Raw genomic sequence first — 12,654 nt, 5'->3', positions numbered from 1 at the left:
ACAACATCTAGGGTTTCGTTGCGTGCGTAGCACGAACAATGGAGCCAGTGTTGAACCCGACCGCGCTGATATGAAGTAATCGTTAGCGCAGTTTTGCAAACTGTGCCCACAACAGTGAACTAATAATATAATAACACAAAAAGTCCCATTGACACTCGTTTGCCTATGTTCTGTGTTCACCCACAACTGGCGGTCGTTTGACCACGTTATCTGGTGCTCGTCTGCGACGAGTACCTACGTAAATTGAAAGATAAAATGGAGCGTTTGCAATGCTAATCGCTAAAATAGCAGTGTCTTTAAACAACTATTTTCCAACTGATGTAGTAACAGAACGTACGGGTTATTAACAAAAAGCGAAACGAAAATATGCACGCATTTGAGGACTTAATATACCGAAGTACATCTTTTACATTGACAACATTAGAAGAAGCTAACTCAAAAATTATTGAAGCATTCCAAACAAGTGGATCAACAATTCATGTAAAAAATCTTCAAATGATACAACTTCAAAAAACAATATTTGCGATTGGAATGTTTTCGATATTTGATGCAATATTACAGGACCAATTACAATGTAGAAATGGATTTGAAGGAGCCAAAAATATTCTTAAAGAGAAACAAAATTTAGAACTTCACAATCGTTTTGATGATTTTATATGTGCTATCAATGTTTTAAAGCATGGTGAAGGAAGAAGTTATGACGCTTTAGTATCAAAATTTCGATTCCTCCCATTTAAAATAAAATTGCACGGTGAAAATTTCTGTGACGAAGGTGACGTTTCTGAAATTAATACATTAATAGAAGTGGATGATAATTTTGTTTTAAACTGTGCAAATTTAATTGAAAGTGTTTCAAATGAAATTAAGGATTAAATATACTAACAACCCAAATGGCGTTCGTTTTCCCCATTCTCTTGTGCTCGTTTGCAACGAGTACCTACTTAAATTGAAAGACAAATTATAGCGTTTGCGACGCGGTTGACTAAAAGAAATACCTTTAAAAAAAGTATACTGCTGTTTCTTATAGTACGGTTTTCTTAAAATCAATATTCTAAAAAAAATGTCTGAGAAATACAAAGTTATCGATAGTACCGTTCCTACTTTTATTACTATAACAGCTGTAGATTGGGTAGATTAATTAGTACGACCTAATTATTGTGCTATTTTAGATGAATCCTTAAATTATTGTATCAAGGAAAAAGGATTAAGTGTTTATACTTATGTATATATGACTAGTCATATTCATTTAATTGTAACAGCATTTGATGGGGAGTTACAAAATGTTATTCGTGATTTTAAAAAATTCACATCTAAAAAATTGATAGAAGTGATCAAAGAATATCCGGAGAGTAGGCGAGAATGGCTGTTACGGAAATTTAGTTTTGAAGCTCAAAAAACTGGAAGGGCTAAAAATTATAAAGTATGGCAAGATGATTTTCATCCGGTTATATTGGATACCGTAGAAAAATAGAACAACGTGTAAACTACATACATTATAATCCTGTTGAAGGCGAAATCGTTTTTCATGAAAGAGATTATGTAAACAGTAGTTAAAGAAATTATGAAAAAGACAATACTATTTTTTGTAATGTAAATGTGGAGCCATTGTGGTAATCTTTTTGCAATAGCCGCGTTGCAAACGCTTTATTTTGTTCAAGCAAGTAAGTAGGTACTCGTTGCAAACGAGCACCAGAGTACGTAGAAAAAGAAGAGGAGTTATAGAAATTATGAAGAAGACAATACTGTTTTTTGTAATGTAAACACTTATTACAGGGCTATTTCATAACGTGATAACACCATAAATTGCATTTTTCTAGAAACCGTAATTAGCACTTAAACCAAAAACTTCTCGTACTTGCAGCGCTTTGATTGTATTGTCATCATATATTCCCTGTAACGCTAAATTTGCAGAAACGTATTTGTTGATTCTCATCAGAATGTTCATTTGGTAATCGATATCAACGTTTTGCGGTTGGTCTACATAATTAGAATATAAATTCAAACGGTTTTCAATGGAAATATTTGCCATAATATTCATTTTATAATAACCTGAAATACTGGCGCCAAATTCAAAACGGGAGCTGTCGCCTTGCAACACGCCAAAAGAGGAACCGAAATCAGTAAAATGAGGATGAACAATAATTAATTTTGCGGTCGCTGGAGAAAAATTAACACTTAAGTTATTGCTTTTTTTCCATAACATTCCTGGGCCTAACTGAAAATAAACAGGCGAAAAGAAATGAGAAATGCTATTCCCATCTTTATCATTACCAACATCCATTTGTGTTTTGAAATTGAAAAAGAGGGAGTAATACCAATCTCCTTTGGCTTTTTTGCCCCAAAGAGAATTCAGTTCTAAGCGGTCGTCTGTTTTTGAGGTTTTTGAACCTTTTACTTTGGTTAATCCATAAGCAACTATGAATTTATTGTCCCAAATTAAATCGTCTTTTTTATAATTGAAATCATAATTCAGACCAAAATTCCCGGCAAGGTTTGACGTTCCTCCACCCAACCATTTACTGTTGAAAGCAGTCTGATTAAAAAGCAAAGAAATATTCCCTTTTTTTGTCCAAAGTTTTATAGTGTCATTTGAAGTTTCCTGTGCATTTACAGAAACAATAATCAAAAGAAAAACGAATGAAAGTACAGTTTTTTTCATGACTTTTATTTTTAATTAAAAGTAAGAAATAATAAGATACGTTACTCTTTTTTAGGTGCTTTGTATAAAGGAACGGCGGAACAAGCCTCTCCGTACATGATGCTTTTGGCAAAGGGCTGTAAATAATGAGCAGCCAATACATAAGCACGCATCGGAACTGGTTTTCTGGAACATCCTTTTATAATTACAGGCTTGTTTTCATAAACGGAATAATCAATTTTAGGCAATAATTCCTCGTAAAGAGAAGCATCCAAATCTTCTAAATTTCCGTTGATGATTTTTTTAGCAAATGGTGCTAATTGAATCGCTACCAAAATAGAAGCCCAAGCCGGAACAATAGCATCGGTACTGCAATTAATGGCAACATATTGTTCTTGATATTGTGACCAGTCGTGATTTTTTAAGTGCTCTCTAAAGTCTTTTTCTTTTAATAAAAACCCTTCTAAAAGCCATTGTGAGATATCAATTTGTGCGCGAATTCCTTTTGGATAATAATCTTCGAGATCAAAAACTTCCAAAACACTATTCGCTACTTTATTTATTATTTCCATTTTTATGTCTTAAAGTCGAATGTCTAAAGTCATAAGGTCAACTACTTTGAGCCTTTATGACTTTAGACATTAAGACTAATTTAAAGCATTCCCAGTTCTAATTTTGCTTCTTCGCTCATTAAATCTTTGCTCCAAGGCGGATCAAAAGTAATCTCTACTTCAGCATCTTTTACATTCTCCAATGATTTTACTTTTTCTTCTACTTCTCTTGGCAAACTTTCCGCAACAGGGCAGTTTGGGGAGGTAAGTGTCATCAGGATTTTTACTTCATAATCGGTATTGACCATCACGTCATAAATCAGTCCTAATTCGTAAATATCTACAGGAATCTCCGGATCGTAAATAGTCTTTAATATTTTTACGATTGATTCTCCTAATTCGGCAGTGTCTATAATTGTTTCTTCCATTATTTTAGTTTAAAGTTTAAGGTTTAAAGTTGCGAATGAACTTCAAAATTTGTTAATCATTAGAGCTTTTATATTTTCTTAAATTACTTATATGGTTTAAAGCTCTTAATTAATTCTGCGAGTTGAATGCCAAAGCATACATTTTTATGTTTTTTATCATGGATACCAATCCATTGGCGCGTGTAGGCGATAAATGTTCTTTTAGACCAATTTTGTCAATAAAATCCATATCGGCATCCAAAATATCTTTGGCACTTTGATTCGAAAAAGTGCGAATTAATATAGCGATAATTCCTTTGGTCAAAATGGCATCGCTATCAGCAGTGAAAACAATTGTATCGTTATTTTGTTCGCCCTGCAACCATACTTTCGATTGGCAGCCCTTTATCAGATTGTTTTCCGTTTTGAATTCTTCTTTGATCAAAGGAAGGTTTTTTCCTAATTCGATGATGTATTCATAGCGTTCCATCCAGTCATCAAACATCGAAAATTCATCAACTATTTCTTCTTGTATATCTTTAATTTTCATACCGTGCTGAATTTATTTCAGTATTATTCTTTTTTAGCTAATGCCGTTATTTTCTTTACAAATTTCTTAATTTCTTTTGGTGGGAAACCATCATCAAAACTAGCAGATTCATACGTTTTATCTTTATAAGTGATTTTCACGTTGGCAATTGCCGCGCCATCATAAAAACGTTTTTGAGTCGGTGCTTTTAATTTTGCCAAACTATCTAATTCCACTGTTTTAAGACAACTCAGTAATTCATTCCAATCGGCATTTGATATTTTGGTAGCGACCGGTTTGTCGTTTCCATTTCTGTCTTTCGAAACCGTCAGCACCTGATTTTTTACCGTTATCTTTTGATAGAAGCCTCTAGTATTAGCCGTGTATTCAATAACGGCGGTTTCAATATCTTGCGCTTTGACACTACTGCAACCGTTTCCCAGAAAAATAGTCAGAAATAATAATGATAAGATTTTCATGTATTGATGATTTTAATTTTAAGATAACATGAGTTGCGCTTTTTTAATAGCTTCAACCATTATATCAATTTCTTCTTTGGTGTTATAAAAGGCAAACGATGCTCTTATTGTTCCCGGAATGCAAAAGAAATTCATAATGGGTTGGGCGCAATGGTGACCCGTTCTTACGGCTATTCCTAGTTTGTCAATTATCGTACCAATATCATAGGGATGAATTCCTTCAATATTAAACGAAATTACGGAAGTTTTTTCTTTGGCGGTACCAAAAATCTTCAAACCTTCAATTTCTAATAGTCGTTTCGTACCATATTCTAATAATTGCTTCTCTTGCTGTTGAATGTTTTCAAAGCCAACTTCATTCATATAATCAACAGCAGTTCCCAGAACTATTCCTCCCGCTATATTTGGGGTTCCGGCTTCAAATTTATGAGGCAGTTCCGCATAAGTTGTTTTCTCGAAAGTTACTTCTTTAATCATTTCGCCCCCACCTTGATACGGAGGTAATTTATTCAACCATACTTCTTTTCCGTATAAAATCCCAGTTCCCGTTGGACCACACATTTTGTGTCCCGAAAAAACATAAAAATCACAATCCAATTCCTGAACATCTGGTTTCAAATGTGGAACGGCTTGCGCTCCATCAATCAAAATCGCCGCGCCAACTTCATGCGCTTTATCAATCATATATTTAATCGGATTGACAGTTCCAAGGGCATTCGAAATGTGATTTACGGTTACCACTTTAGTTTTATCTGAAAGTAATTTGTCATACGCTGACATAATTAATTCGCCTGCCTCGTTCATTGGAATTACGCGTAAAGTCGCTCCCGTTTTCTCGCATAACATTTGCCAAGGCACAATATTGCTGTGGTGTTCCAATGCAGAAACTAAAACTTCATCGCTTGGTTTTAAAATCGAAGCAAATCCATTAGTAACTAAATTAATTCCATGCGTTGTTCCCGAAGTGAAAAGTACTTCGTGAGCGAATTTGGCATTAATATGATTTTGAATTTTTCCACGGGAAGTTTCATAAGCATCCGTTGCCAATTGACTTAGCGTATGAACGCCGCGATGAATATTCGCATTAATCTCCTGATAATATCGTGAAATGGCATCAATCACAACTTGTGGTTTTTGCGAAGTAGCTCCATTATCGAAATAAACCAACTGTTTTCCGTTTACTTTCTGGGAAAGAATTGGGAAGTCGGCTCTGATTTTATTAATGTCTAACATGTGTCTGCTTGTTTTTATTGTTTTTTATTGGTCAGATAGAACGCCAATAATTAACATTTTTTTGATAATCCAATTTGCTATTGGCGTTTCATTATTTAGAATTTTTCTAAATACAAAAGTAGTGAAATTGGAATTAAATTTTGGCAAACAGTTGTTAATAAAATGAATTACTATCGGGGTATTGAGAAATATCTAGGACAACTACCACACTTAATTTCTTCGTTTAAATGGGATATTTCGTAAAACAACAGGTCTTTCTAAATTTAACCATTAAAAAATTAAGAAAAAGTAAGCTGTAATTCTCGATTTCTTAATGGTTTGTAAACTTTTTTTTCACGGTAAAGCATTTTACGGGTTTCCATACTGTTTCAAAAATATGGTTCTTTTTTATTAAATTGCTTCAAATTAATTCAATATGAAAAAAATCTATAAGTTCGTTGGTTTGGCCTCTTTTATCGGAATCTTTTATTTTGGATTCACGAACTATCCAAAATTGGATTTAATTTCTGGCTTTTCAGCCAAAAGTATTGCCTCGGGACATTTTATTGATAATCGTTCGCAGGAAATGGTTGAGAAAGGTGACAATGACATCAATATGATTGATTTGGCCAAAAACAAAATTGAAGACATGGGAAAATTTGCAGTCGCTTCGGTTTACGGGTTGAAAGAACGAAAAGCAATTTACCGCGAAGGTTTGGGTGCCACTTTAATCAGCAATGATTTTGATGTAACAAAACCGTATGAGGTGCCCAAAAGAACAAAATTAAACAATAATTTACCTTTTCCGTATGGAAATAAGCAACCCAAAGACACCATTTTTAGTAACGTTGATTATACTAAATTGAATGCGGCTGTCGACAATGCTTTTGATAAAAACGGTGACTCGAGCCTAAAAGGCGAACCAGCGAAGCAAATCCAAAAAAGAACACGTTCTCTTTTGGTAATTTATAAAGACAAAATCATTGCCGAAAAGTACGATGCCGGTTTTGATAAAAATAGTAAAATATTAGGTTGGTCGATGACCAAAAGTATTACCAGCGCCATCTTTGGAATTCTTCAAAAACAAGGTAAATACGATATTTATAAACCCGCGCCGATTAAGGAATGGCAAAATGATGAACGCAAGTTGATTACTACAAATGATTTGCTTCACATGAATTCCGGTTTGGAATGGGAAGAGAAATACGATAAAATTTGCGATGCTACCAAAATGCTTTTTGAGGCCAAAGATATGTCACGCATACAACTGGAAAAACCAGCAGTATTCAAGCCAAATACACATTGGAATTATTCTTCAGGGACGACGAATTTACTTTCCGGAATTTTACGAAAGCAGTTCAAAACGCATCAGGAATATTTAGATTTCTGGTACAGTGCTTTAATTGATAAAATAGGAATGAACTCAATGATTGTAGAAACGGACATGGCGGGTACTTATGTGGGTTCTTCGTATGGTTGGGCCACAACACGCGATTGGTCAAAATTTGGGTTGTTGTATTTGCACAAGGGCAACTGGAATAGCGAACAAATTTTGGATGAAAATTGGGTAAAATATACCGCAACCCCAACGAATACTTCCAATGGAAGATATGGCGGACATTTTTGGCTTAATGCCAGCGGGCACTTTCCCGATATTCCAAAAGATATGTATTACTGTAGCGGTTTTCAAGGGCAGATGGTAGCGATCATTCCGTCACTTGATTTAGTGATTGTCCGAATGGGATTGACCGAAGAACCTGAATTTGATTTTAATGAAATGTTGAAAGGGATTGTGGAGAGTTTGAAGAAATAATGGTATCAAAAAACCCTTTCAAAGTTTTAAACTTTGAAAGGGTTGCTATGGCAACTTCTTAATGTGGATTATAAATCAAAGCCTATTTTTACACCTAATTTCGTAGCGATAATTTTGGTGATTCGTTGTTTCAATTCCGGTATTTTGATGCTTTCTATAACGGCATTCGAGAATGCATACATCAATAACGCTTTGGCTTCTTTTTTAGGAATTCCACGCGCTTGCATGTAAAACATTGCTGTTTCGTCCAACTGTCCAATAGTGCAACCGTGAGAACATTTTACGTCATCAGCAAAAATTTCCAATTGCGGTTTTGCGTTTATAGTCGCTTTGTCGCTCAGTAAAATATTGTTGCTTTTTTGGAATGCATTCGTTTTTTGTGCCTCTTTTTCCACATAGACTTTTCCGTTGAAAACGCCTGTGGAACGATCAGAATAAATTCCTTTGTAGTCCTGAAAACTTTCGCAATTGGGAGTCGAATGTTTTACTAGAGTATAATGATCTACGTGTTGCTTTTCACCAATAATTGTGATTCCGTTCAACGTGCTTGTCAAGTGTTCCCCAAAGTGGTAAAAATTCAAATTGTTTCTCGTTAAGTTTCCTCCAAAAGAGAACGTATGAACAGAAACATGACTTTCTTGTTTCTGAGAAACGTAAGTATTGTCGATTAAATTTGCTTCAAGGGTATCGTTCTGAATTTTGTAATAATCAACGATTGCACGTTTTTGAGCGTAGATTTCGGTAACGGAATTAGTTAACACCGGATTTTCGGTTAAACTTTGATGACGCTCAATGATTTGAACATGAGAATTCTCGCCAACAATCACCAAGTTTCTTGGTTGAACCAAAAGCGCTGCTTCGTTTCCAGTTGAGAAATACATAATCTCAATAGGTTTATCTGCCACTTTACTTTTTGGAATGTGGATATACGCTCCTTCATTGGCGAAAGCCGTATTTAACGAAGTCAGACTTTCGTCTTTGCTTGCTATTTGATTAAAGTACGTATCAATAATCATTTTGTATTTTGGTTTGTTTAATGCTGATGACATTAAACAAACATCAATTCCGTCGTGTGTTGTTGACGATAAATGCGAACTGAAAACACCGTCAATAAACACCACTTTGTAAGTGTCTACTTCGTGTAAAAAATATTTTTTTACGTGGTTGAATTCAACTGCATTTTCTTCTTTTGAAAAAACGGTAAAGTCATTTTTTAAGATAGCGTTTAGCGAAGTGTATTTCCAAGCTTCGTCTTTTTTGGTTGGGAAACCTTTATTTTCGAAGTTTTTGATGGCTGAAGTTCTCACATCATGAAGTTCAGAGAGAACATCGATACGCTCTTCAAAAGCCATGAAAGACGACAGTAATTTTTCTTTTAAATCCATTTTTTATTTAAGTCTTAAAGTCGAAAGTCGAAAGTCGAAAGACTTTGGATTGTCAACTTAACGTTATTTATGAGTCTTTAATCTGAAAGTATTTAAAGTTATATTGAGGCAACCTCATTACGACTTTAGACATTATGACTTTGGACTCAGATATTTAATAAAACCACTTAACAATTTTGATATTTCGGTTACTGATTCTAAAAGTTTTTTAAATTCTTCTTTAGTAATATAATCCAAATCAAATGCTAAATATAATTGAGAACGAACTTCTCCAGCTGACGCTTTCGCAAAACATATAAAAAGTAAGTAAACTCTTTGTCAGTATTTCTCTCAAACCCTTCAGCGATATTTGATGATATAGAGATTGAAGCTCGTCTAATTTGTCTAATGAAATCAAAGTCTTTCTTGAAATTTGTATTTTCAGTAATTAGGTAAATTCTTTTATTAAAAACTCTTGCTTTTTGCCAAGAATTAATTTCTTCAAAAGAACTAAATTTCCCATTACTTTTTTCTTTTGACTTTATGACCTTAGACTTTTGACTATTTTAATATTAAGCTTCTTGTTCTTGTTTAATCCAGTCGTATCCTTTTTCTTCCAGTTCGTGTGCTAATTCTTTTCCACCGGATTTTACAATTTTTCCGTTGTATAACACGTGAACGAAATCAGGAACGATATAATCTAATAATCTTTGGTAGTGTGTAATCACTACAATTGCATTTTTGTCGCTTTTTAGTTTGTTAACCCCATTTGCAACAATACGTAACGCATCAATATCAAGTCCAGAATCAGTTTCATCAAGAATTGCTAATTTTGGTTCCAACATTGCCATTTGGAAAATTTCATTACGTTTTTTCTCCCCACCAGAAAAACCTTCGTTTAGAGAACGAGATAAAAATTTTCTGTCGATTTCTAATAACTCTGATTTTTCACGAATCACTTTTAGCATATCTTTAGCCGGCATTTCTTCCAGACCGTTTGCTTTACGCGTCTCGTTGATGGCTGTTCTCATGAAGTTCGTTACTGAAACTCCCGGAATTTCCACTGGATATTGGAACGAAAGAAAAACTCCTTTATGCGCTCTTTCTTCGGGTGCCAATTCAGAAAGATCTTCTCCATCTAAAGCGATCTCACCTGCTGTTACTTCGTAGTTTTCATTTCCTGCAATGATGGAAGCAAGGGTGCTTTTTCCAGCACCGTTTGGCCCCATTATTGCGTGAATTTCTCCTGCTTTTACTTCAAGATTGATTCCTTTTAATATTTCTTTGTCACCTATCGAGGCGTGTAAATTTTTTATTGATAACATTTGTTTCTTTGTTTATTCGTAATGACCTTTTAATGATAAAATGTCTAATATTTCAATTGTATTTTCTTCTGTAATTTTATAGATGATGCGATGTTCTTGATTTATTCTTCTTGACCATCGACCAGTCAAATGATGTTTTAATTGCTCCGGTTTTCCGATTCCTTCAAAAGGATGTAGCTGAATGTCTTCAATTAAATCGGCGATTTTTTTTAAAACATTCTTGTTTCCAGATTTAATCCAAAAATCCAGATCTTTTCTGGCTTTCGGAGTAAATACTATTTGCACAAAGCACGTATTTCTTCCATCGTCATTTTTATCCCTTTGCCGTCTTTAATACTTTGTTCGGCTTCCAAAATTTCTTTTACAAATTCGGGATTATATGGTTTTTCTTCTTTTACAATTTCAAAACCAAGCGATTTTGCCAATGATTTAAGCACTGGAAAATCTTTTTTCTTTACATTTTTTAAAACCAGATCCATAACTATTTAGATTTAAAGGGTTATCCCACCGAACCTTCTAATGAAATTTCTAATAATTTTTGTGCTTCTACTGCAAATTCCATTGGTAACTTATTCAGCACATCTTTACTAAAACCGTTTACAATTAAAGCAATAGCTTTTTCAGTTGGAATTCCACGTTGGTTGCAATAGAAAACCTGGTCTTCACCAATTTTACTTGTCGTAGCCTCATGTTCGATTTTTGCCGTTGGATTTTTGCTTTCGATATAAGGAAAAGTATGTGCTCCACAATTGTTCCCCATTAATAAAGAATCACATTGCGAAAAGTTTCTGGCGTTATCTGCATTTGGTCCAATTTTAACCAAACCACGGTAACTGTTTTGTGATTTTCCGGCAGAAATTCCTTTAGAAATAATGGTCGATTTAGAGTTCTTACCTAAATGGATCATTTTTGTTCCTGTATCGGCTTGTTGGAAATTATTGGTTACAGCAATCGAATAAAATTCTCCTGTTGAATTATCTCCTTTTAAAATAACGGAGGGATATTTCCAGGTTATGGCAGAACCGGTTTCTACTTGAGTCCAAGAAATTTTTGCGTTTTTTTCACAAATTCCTCTTTTGGTTACAAAATTGAAAACCCCACCTTTACCTTCTTTGTTTCCAGGATACCAGTTTTGTACGGTTGAATATTTTATTTCGGCATCGTCTAATGCGATTAGTTCCACTACAGCAGCGTGCAATTGGTTTTCATCACGACTTGGTGCCGTACAACCTTCAAGATAACTTACATAACTACCTTCGTCAGCAATTAATAATGTTCTTTCGAATTGTCCTGTTCCTGCTTGATTGATTCTAAAATAAGTAGAAAGTTCCATTGGGCAACGCACGCCTTTTGGAATATAACAGAAAGAACCATCAGAGAAAACTGCCGAATTCAAAGCTGCATAAAAATTATCTTTTTGCGGTACAACTGTTCCTAAATATTTACGAACTAATTCTGGATGCTCTTTGATCGCTTCAGAAATACTCATGAAAATAATTCCTTTTTCGCCTAATGTTTTCTTGAATGTAGTCGCTACAGAAACCGAATCGACTACAATATCCATAGCTACATTATTCATCATCTTTTGCTCATCGACAGAGATACCTAATTTTTTGTACATTTCTAAAAGTTCAGGATCTACATCGTCCAATGTTTTATTGGGGTCTACCGCTTTTGGTGCTGAATAGTAGGAAATAGCCTGAAAATCTGGTTTGGTGTAATGTACATTAGCCCAGTCAGGCTCCGTCATTTGCTCCCAAGCACTAAAAGCCTCAAGGCGCCAATCGGTCATCCATTGCGGTTCTCCTTTTTTTTGCGAAATAGCGCGAACAATACCTTCATTCAAACCAATAGGAAACGTTTCTGATTCTAATTCGGTGTAAAATCCGTATTCGTATTCTTTAGTTTCGAGTTCGATTTTTAAGTCGTCTTCGGTATATTTTGACATATTTTTTTATTTAATATTTTACAGAGAAAATGATTCTCCGCATCCACAAGTTCTATTCGCGTTTGGATTATTAAAAACAAACCCTTTACCATTAATTCCTCCTGAGAATTCTAAAATTGTCCCAGCTAAATAAAGGAAAGATTTTTTTTCTACAGCAATCGTTATATCGTTGTCAACGAATATTTTATCATCTTCGCTTTTTGTTTTATCAAATTTTAAATCATAAGATAATCCAGAACATCCGCCGCTTTTTACACCAACTCTTACATAATCGATTGCAGCATCAAAACCATCATCTTTCATTAGATCGATGATTTTCTTTTTTGCAGTATCAGAAACTTTTATCATGTCGTTATTTTGATTTTGTCTAAATTAACAACAAAGATAC

General features: G+C 34.4%; 17 protein-coding genes. 3 read left to right on the top strand and 14 right to left on the bottom strand.

The features are described from left to right. Window positions 1-366: 366 nt before the first annotated feature. Together ACFX5D_RS10095 and ACFX5D_RS10090 are read left to right on the top strand one after the other, a co-directional pair. Window positions 367-873: a hypothetical protein gene (locus ACFX5D_RS10095; RefSeq protein ID WP_379858068.1), complete on the top strand. Its 507-nt coding sequence runs from the start codon at window positions 367-369 to the stop codon at window positions 871-873. Between the two features lie 355 nt (window positions 874-1,228). Beyond that, window positions 1,229-1,471 (top strand): hypothetical protein, encoded by a 243-nt coding sequence (locus ACFX5D_RS10090; protein WP_379858067.1) that lies wholly within the window; start codon window positions 1,229-1,231, stop codon window positions 1,469-1,471. 342 nt (window positions 1,472-1,813) lie between these two features. On the opposite strand, the gene ACFX5D_RS10085 is transcribed toward ACFX5D_RS10090, so the two are convergent. From ACFX5D_RS10085 to ACFX5D_RS10060, 6 genes are all read right to left on the bottom strand, one after another. Further along, window positions 1,814-2,659, bottom strand: coding sequence for a DUF3078 domain-containing protein (locus ACFX5D_RS10085; protein WP_379858066.1), 846 nt, complete (start codon window positions 2,657-2,659; stop codon window positions 1,814-1,816). Between the two features lie 41 nt (window positions 2,660-2,700). Next, window positions 2,701-3,210 carry a DUF2480 family protein gene (locus tag ACFX5D_RS10080; RefSeq protein ID WP_379858065.1) on the bottom strand — a complete coding sequence of 170 codons (510 nt, stop codon included), beginning with the start codon at window positions 3,208-3,210 and terminating at the stop codon, window positions 2,701-2,703. Window positions 3,211-3,290: 80 nt separating this feature from the next. Next, window positions 3,291-3,617, bottom strand: a complete 327-nt coding sequence (locus ACFX5D_RS10075; RefSeq protein WP_379858064.1) for an SUF system Fe-S cluster assembly protein — start codon at window positions 3,615-3,617, stop codon at window positions 3,291-3,293. 109 nt (window positions 3,618-3,726) lie between these two features. Further along, a complete protein-coding gene (locus ACFX5D_RS10070; protein ID WP_379858063.1) occupies window positions 3,727-4,146 on the bottom strand; it encodes a SufE family protein in 420 nt (139 codons plus the stop codon). 23 nt (window positions 4,147-4,169) lie between these two features. Beyond that, on the bottom strand, window positions 4,170-4,604 hold the full coding sequence (locus ACFX5D_RS10065) for a hypothetical protein (protein ID WP_379858062.1): 435 nt from the start codon (window positions 4,602-4,604) through the stop codon (window positions 4,170-4,172). An 18-nt stretch (window positions 4,605-4,622) separates the two neighbouring features. Next, window positions 4,623-5,837, bottom strand: coding sequence for an aminotransferase class V-fold PLP-dependent enzyme (locus tag ACFX5D_RS10060; protein WP_379858061.1), 1,215 nt, complete (start codon window positions 5,835-5,837; stop codon window positions 4,623-4,625). 415 nt (window positions 5,838-6,252) lie between these two features. Between ACFX5D_RS10060 and ACFX5D_RS10055 the strand changes: the two genes are divergently transcribed. Then, window positions 6,253-7,629, top strand: coding sequence for a serine hydrolase domain-containing protein (locus ACFX5D_RS10055; RefSeq protein ID WP_379858060.1), 1,377 nt, complete (start codon window positions 6,253-6,255; stop codon window positions 7,627-7,629). A gap of 68 nt (window positions 7,630-7,697) precedes the next feature. On the opposite strand, the gene sufD is transcribed toward ACFX5D_RS10055, so the two are convergent. From sufD to ACFX5D_RS10015, 8 genes are all read right to left on the bottom strand, one after another. Continuing rightward, the gene (sufD, locus tag ACFX5D_RS10050; RefSeq protein ID WP_379858059.1) at window positions 7,698-9,014 is read right to left on the bottom strand and encodes a Fe-S cluster assembly protein SufD; all 1,317 of its coding nucleotides are present in this window, start codon (window positions 9,012-9,014) and stop codon (window positions 7,698-7,700) included. 132 nt (window positions 9,015-9,146) lie between these two features. Next, entirely contained in the window at window positions 9,147-9,311 is a 165-nt protein-coding gene (locus tag ACFX5D_RS10045; protein ID WP_379858145.1) for a four helix bundle protein, read from the bottom strand. Continuing rightward, window positions 9,260-9,442 (bottom strand): four helix bundle protein, encoded by a 183-nt coding sequence (locus tag ACFX5D_RS10040; protein WP_379858144.1) that lies wholly within the window; start codon window positions 9,440-9,442, stop codon window positions 9,260-9,262. Before ACFX5D_RS10040 ends, ACFX5D_RS10045 begins: the two co-directional genes overlap by 52 nt. A 123-nt stretch (window positions 9,443-9,565) precedes the next feature. Further along, window positions 9,566-10,318 (bottom strand): Fe-S cluster assembly ATPase SufC, encoded by a 753-nt coding sequence (gene sufC / locus ACFX5D_RS10035; protein WP_379858058.1) that lies wholly within the window; start codon window positions 10,316-10,318, stop codon window positions 9,566-9,568. 12 nt (window positions 10,319-10,330) lie between these two features. Then, window positions 10,331-10,603: a Txe/YoeB family addiction module toxin gene (locus tag ACFX5D_RS10030; protein WP_379858057.1), complete on the bottom strand. Its 273-nt coding sequence runs from the start codon at window positions 10,601-10,603 to the stop codon at window positions 10,331-10,333. After that, window positions 10,594-10,797 carry a DUF2683 family protein gene (locus ACFX5D_RS10025; RefSeq protein ID WP_379858056.1) on the bottom strand — a complete coding sequence of 68 codons (204 nt, stop codon included), beginning with the start codon at window positions 10,795-10,797 and terminating at the stop codon, window positions 10,594-10,596. The genes ACFX5D_RS10030 and ACFX5D_RS10025 overlap by 10 nt, the downstream gene beginning before the upstream one ends. Before the next feature lie 20 nt (window positions 10,798-10,817). After that, on the bottom strand, window positions 10,818-12,266 hold the full coding sequence (sufB, locus tag ACFX5D_RS10020) for a Fe-S cluster assembly protein SufB (RefSeq protein WP_379858055.1): 1,449 nt from the start codon (window positions 12,264-12,266) through the stop codon (window positions 10,818-10,820). 18 nt (window positions 12,267-12,284) lie between these two features. Continuing rightward, window positions 12,285-12,614 (bottom strand): HesB/IscA family protein, encoded by a 330-nt coding sequence (locus tag ACFX5D_RS10015; protein WP_379858054.1) that lies wholly within the window; start codon window positions 12,612-12,614, stop codon window positions 12,285-12,287. Between the last annotated feature and the right edge of the window lie 40 nt (window positions 12,615-12,654).

Source organism: Flavobacterium fructosi (genome assembly GCF_042787335.1).
GTDB lineage: Bacteria > Bacteroidota > Bacteroidia > Flavobacteriales > Flavobacteriaceae > Flavobacterium > Flavobacterium fructosi.
Note: the sequence above shows the minus strand (reverse complement) of the source record. Positions and strands in the feature narration are given on the sequence as shown.

Bases quoted from the DNA above. Each gene is read 5' to 3' on its own strand.
- ACFX5D_RS10095 (WP_379858068.1), top strand. From the start codon at position 367: ATGCACGCATTTGAGGACTTAATATACCGAAGTACATCTTTTACATTG.
- ACFX5D_RS10090 (WP_379858067.1), top strand. From the start codon at position 1,229: ATGACTAGTCATATTCATTTAATTGTAACAGCATTTGATGGGGAGTTA.
- ACFX5D_RS10085 (WP_379858066.1), bottom strand. From the start codon at position 2,659: ATGAAAAAAACTGTACTTTCATTCGTTTTTCTTTTGATTATTGTTTCT.
- ACFX5D_RS10080 (WP_379858065.1), bottom strand. From the start codon at position 3,210: ATGGAAATAATAAATAAAGTAGCGAATAGTGTTTTGGAAGTTTTTGAT.
- ACFX5D_RS10075 (WP_379858064.1), bottom strand. From the start codon at position 3,617: ATGGAAGAAACAATTATAGACACTGCCGAATTAGGAGAATCAATCGTA.
- ACFX5D_RS10070 (WP_379858063.1), bottom strand. From the start codon at position 4,146: ATGAAAATTAAAGATATACAAGAAGAAATAGTTGATGAATTTTCGATG.
- ACFX5D_RS10065 (WP_379858062.1), bottom strand. From the start codon at position 4,604: ATGAAAATCTTATCATTATTATTTCTGACTATTTTTCTGGGAAACGGT.
- ACFX5D_RS10060 (WP_379858061.1), bottom strand. From the start codon at position 5,837: ATGTTAGACATTAATAAAATCAGAGCCGACTTCCCAATTCTTTCCCAG.
- ACFX5D_RS10055 (WP_379858060.1), top strand. From the start codon at position 6,253: ATGAAAAAAATCTATAAGTTCGTTGGTTTGGCCTCTTTTATCGGAATC.
- sufD (WP_379858059.1), bottom strand. From the start codon at position 9,014: ATGGATTTAAAAGAAAAATTACTGTCGTCTTTCATGGCTTTTGAAGAG.
- sufC (WP_379858058.1), bottom strand. From the start codon at position 10,318: ATGTTATCAATAAAAAATTTACACGCCTCGATAGGTGACAAAGAAATA.
- ACFX5D_RS10025 (WP_379858056.1), bottom strand. From the start codon at position 10,797: ATGGATCTGGTTTTAAAAAATGTAAAGAAAAAAGATTTTCCAGTGCTT.
- sufB (WP_379858055.1), bottom strand. From the start codon at position 12,266: ATGTCAAAATATACCGAAGACGACTTAAAAATCGAACTCGAAACTAAA.
- ACFX5D_RS10015 (WP_379858054.1), bottom strand. From the start codon at position 12,614: ATGATAAAAGTTTCTGATACTGCAAAAAAGAAAATCATCGATCTAATG.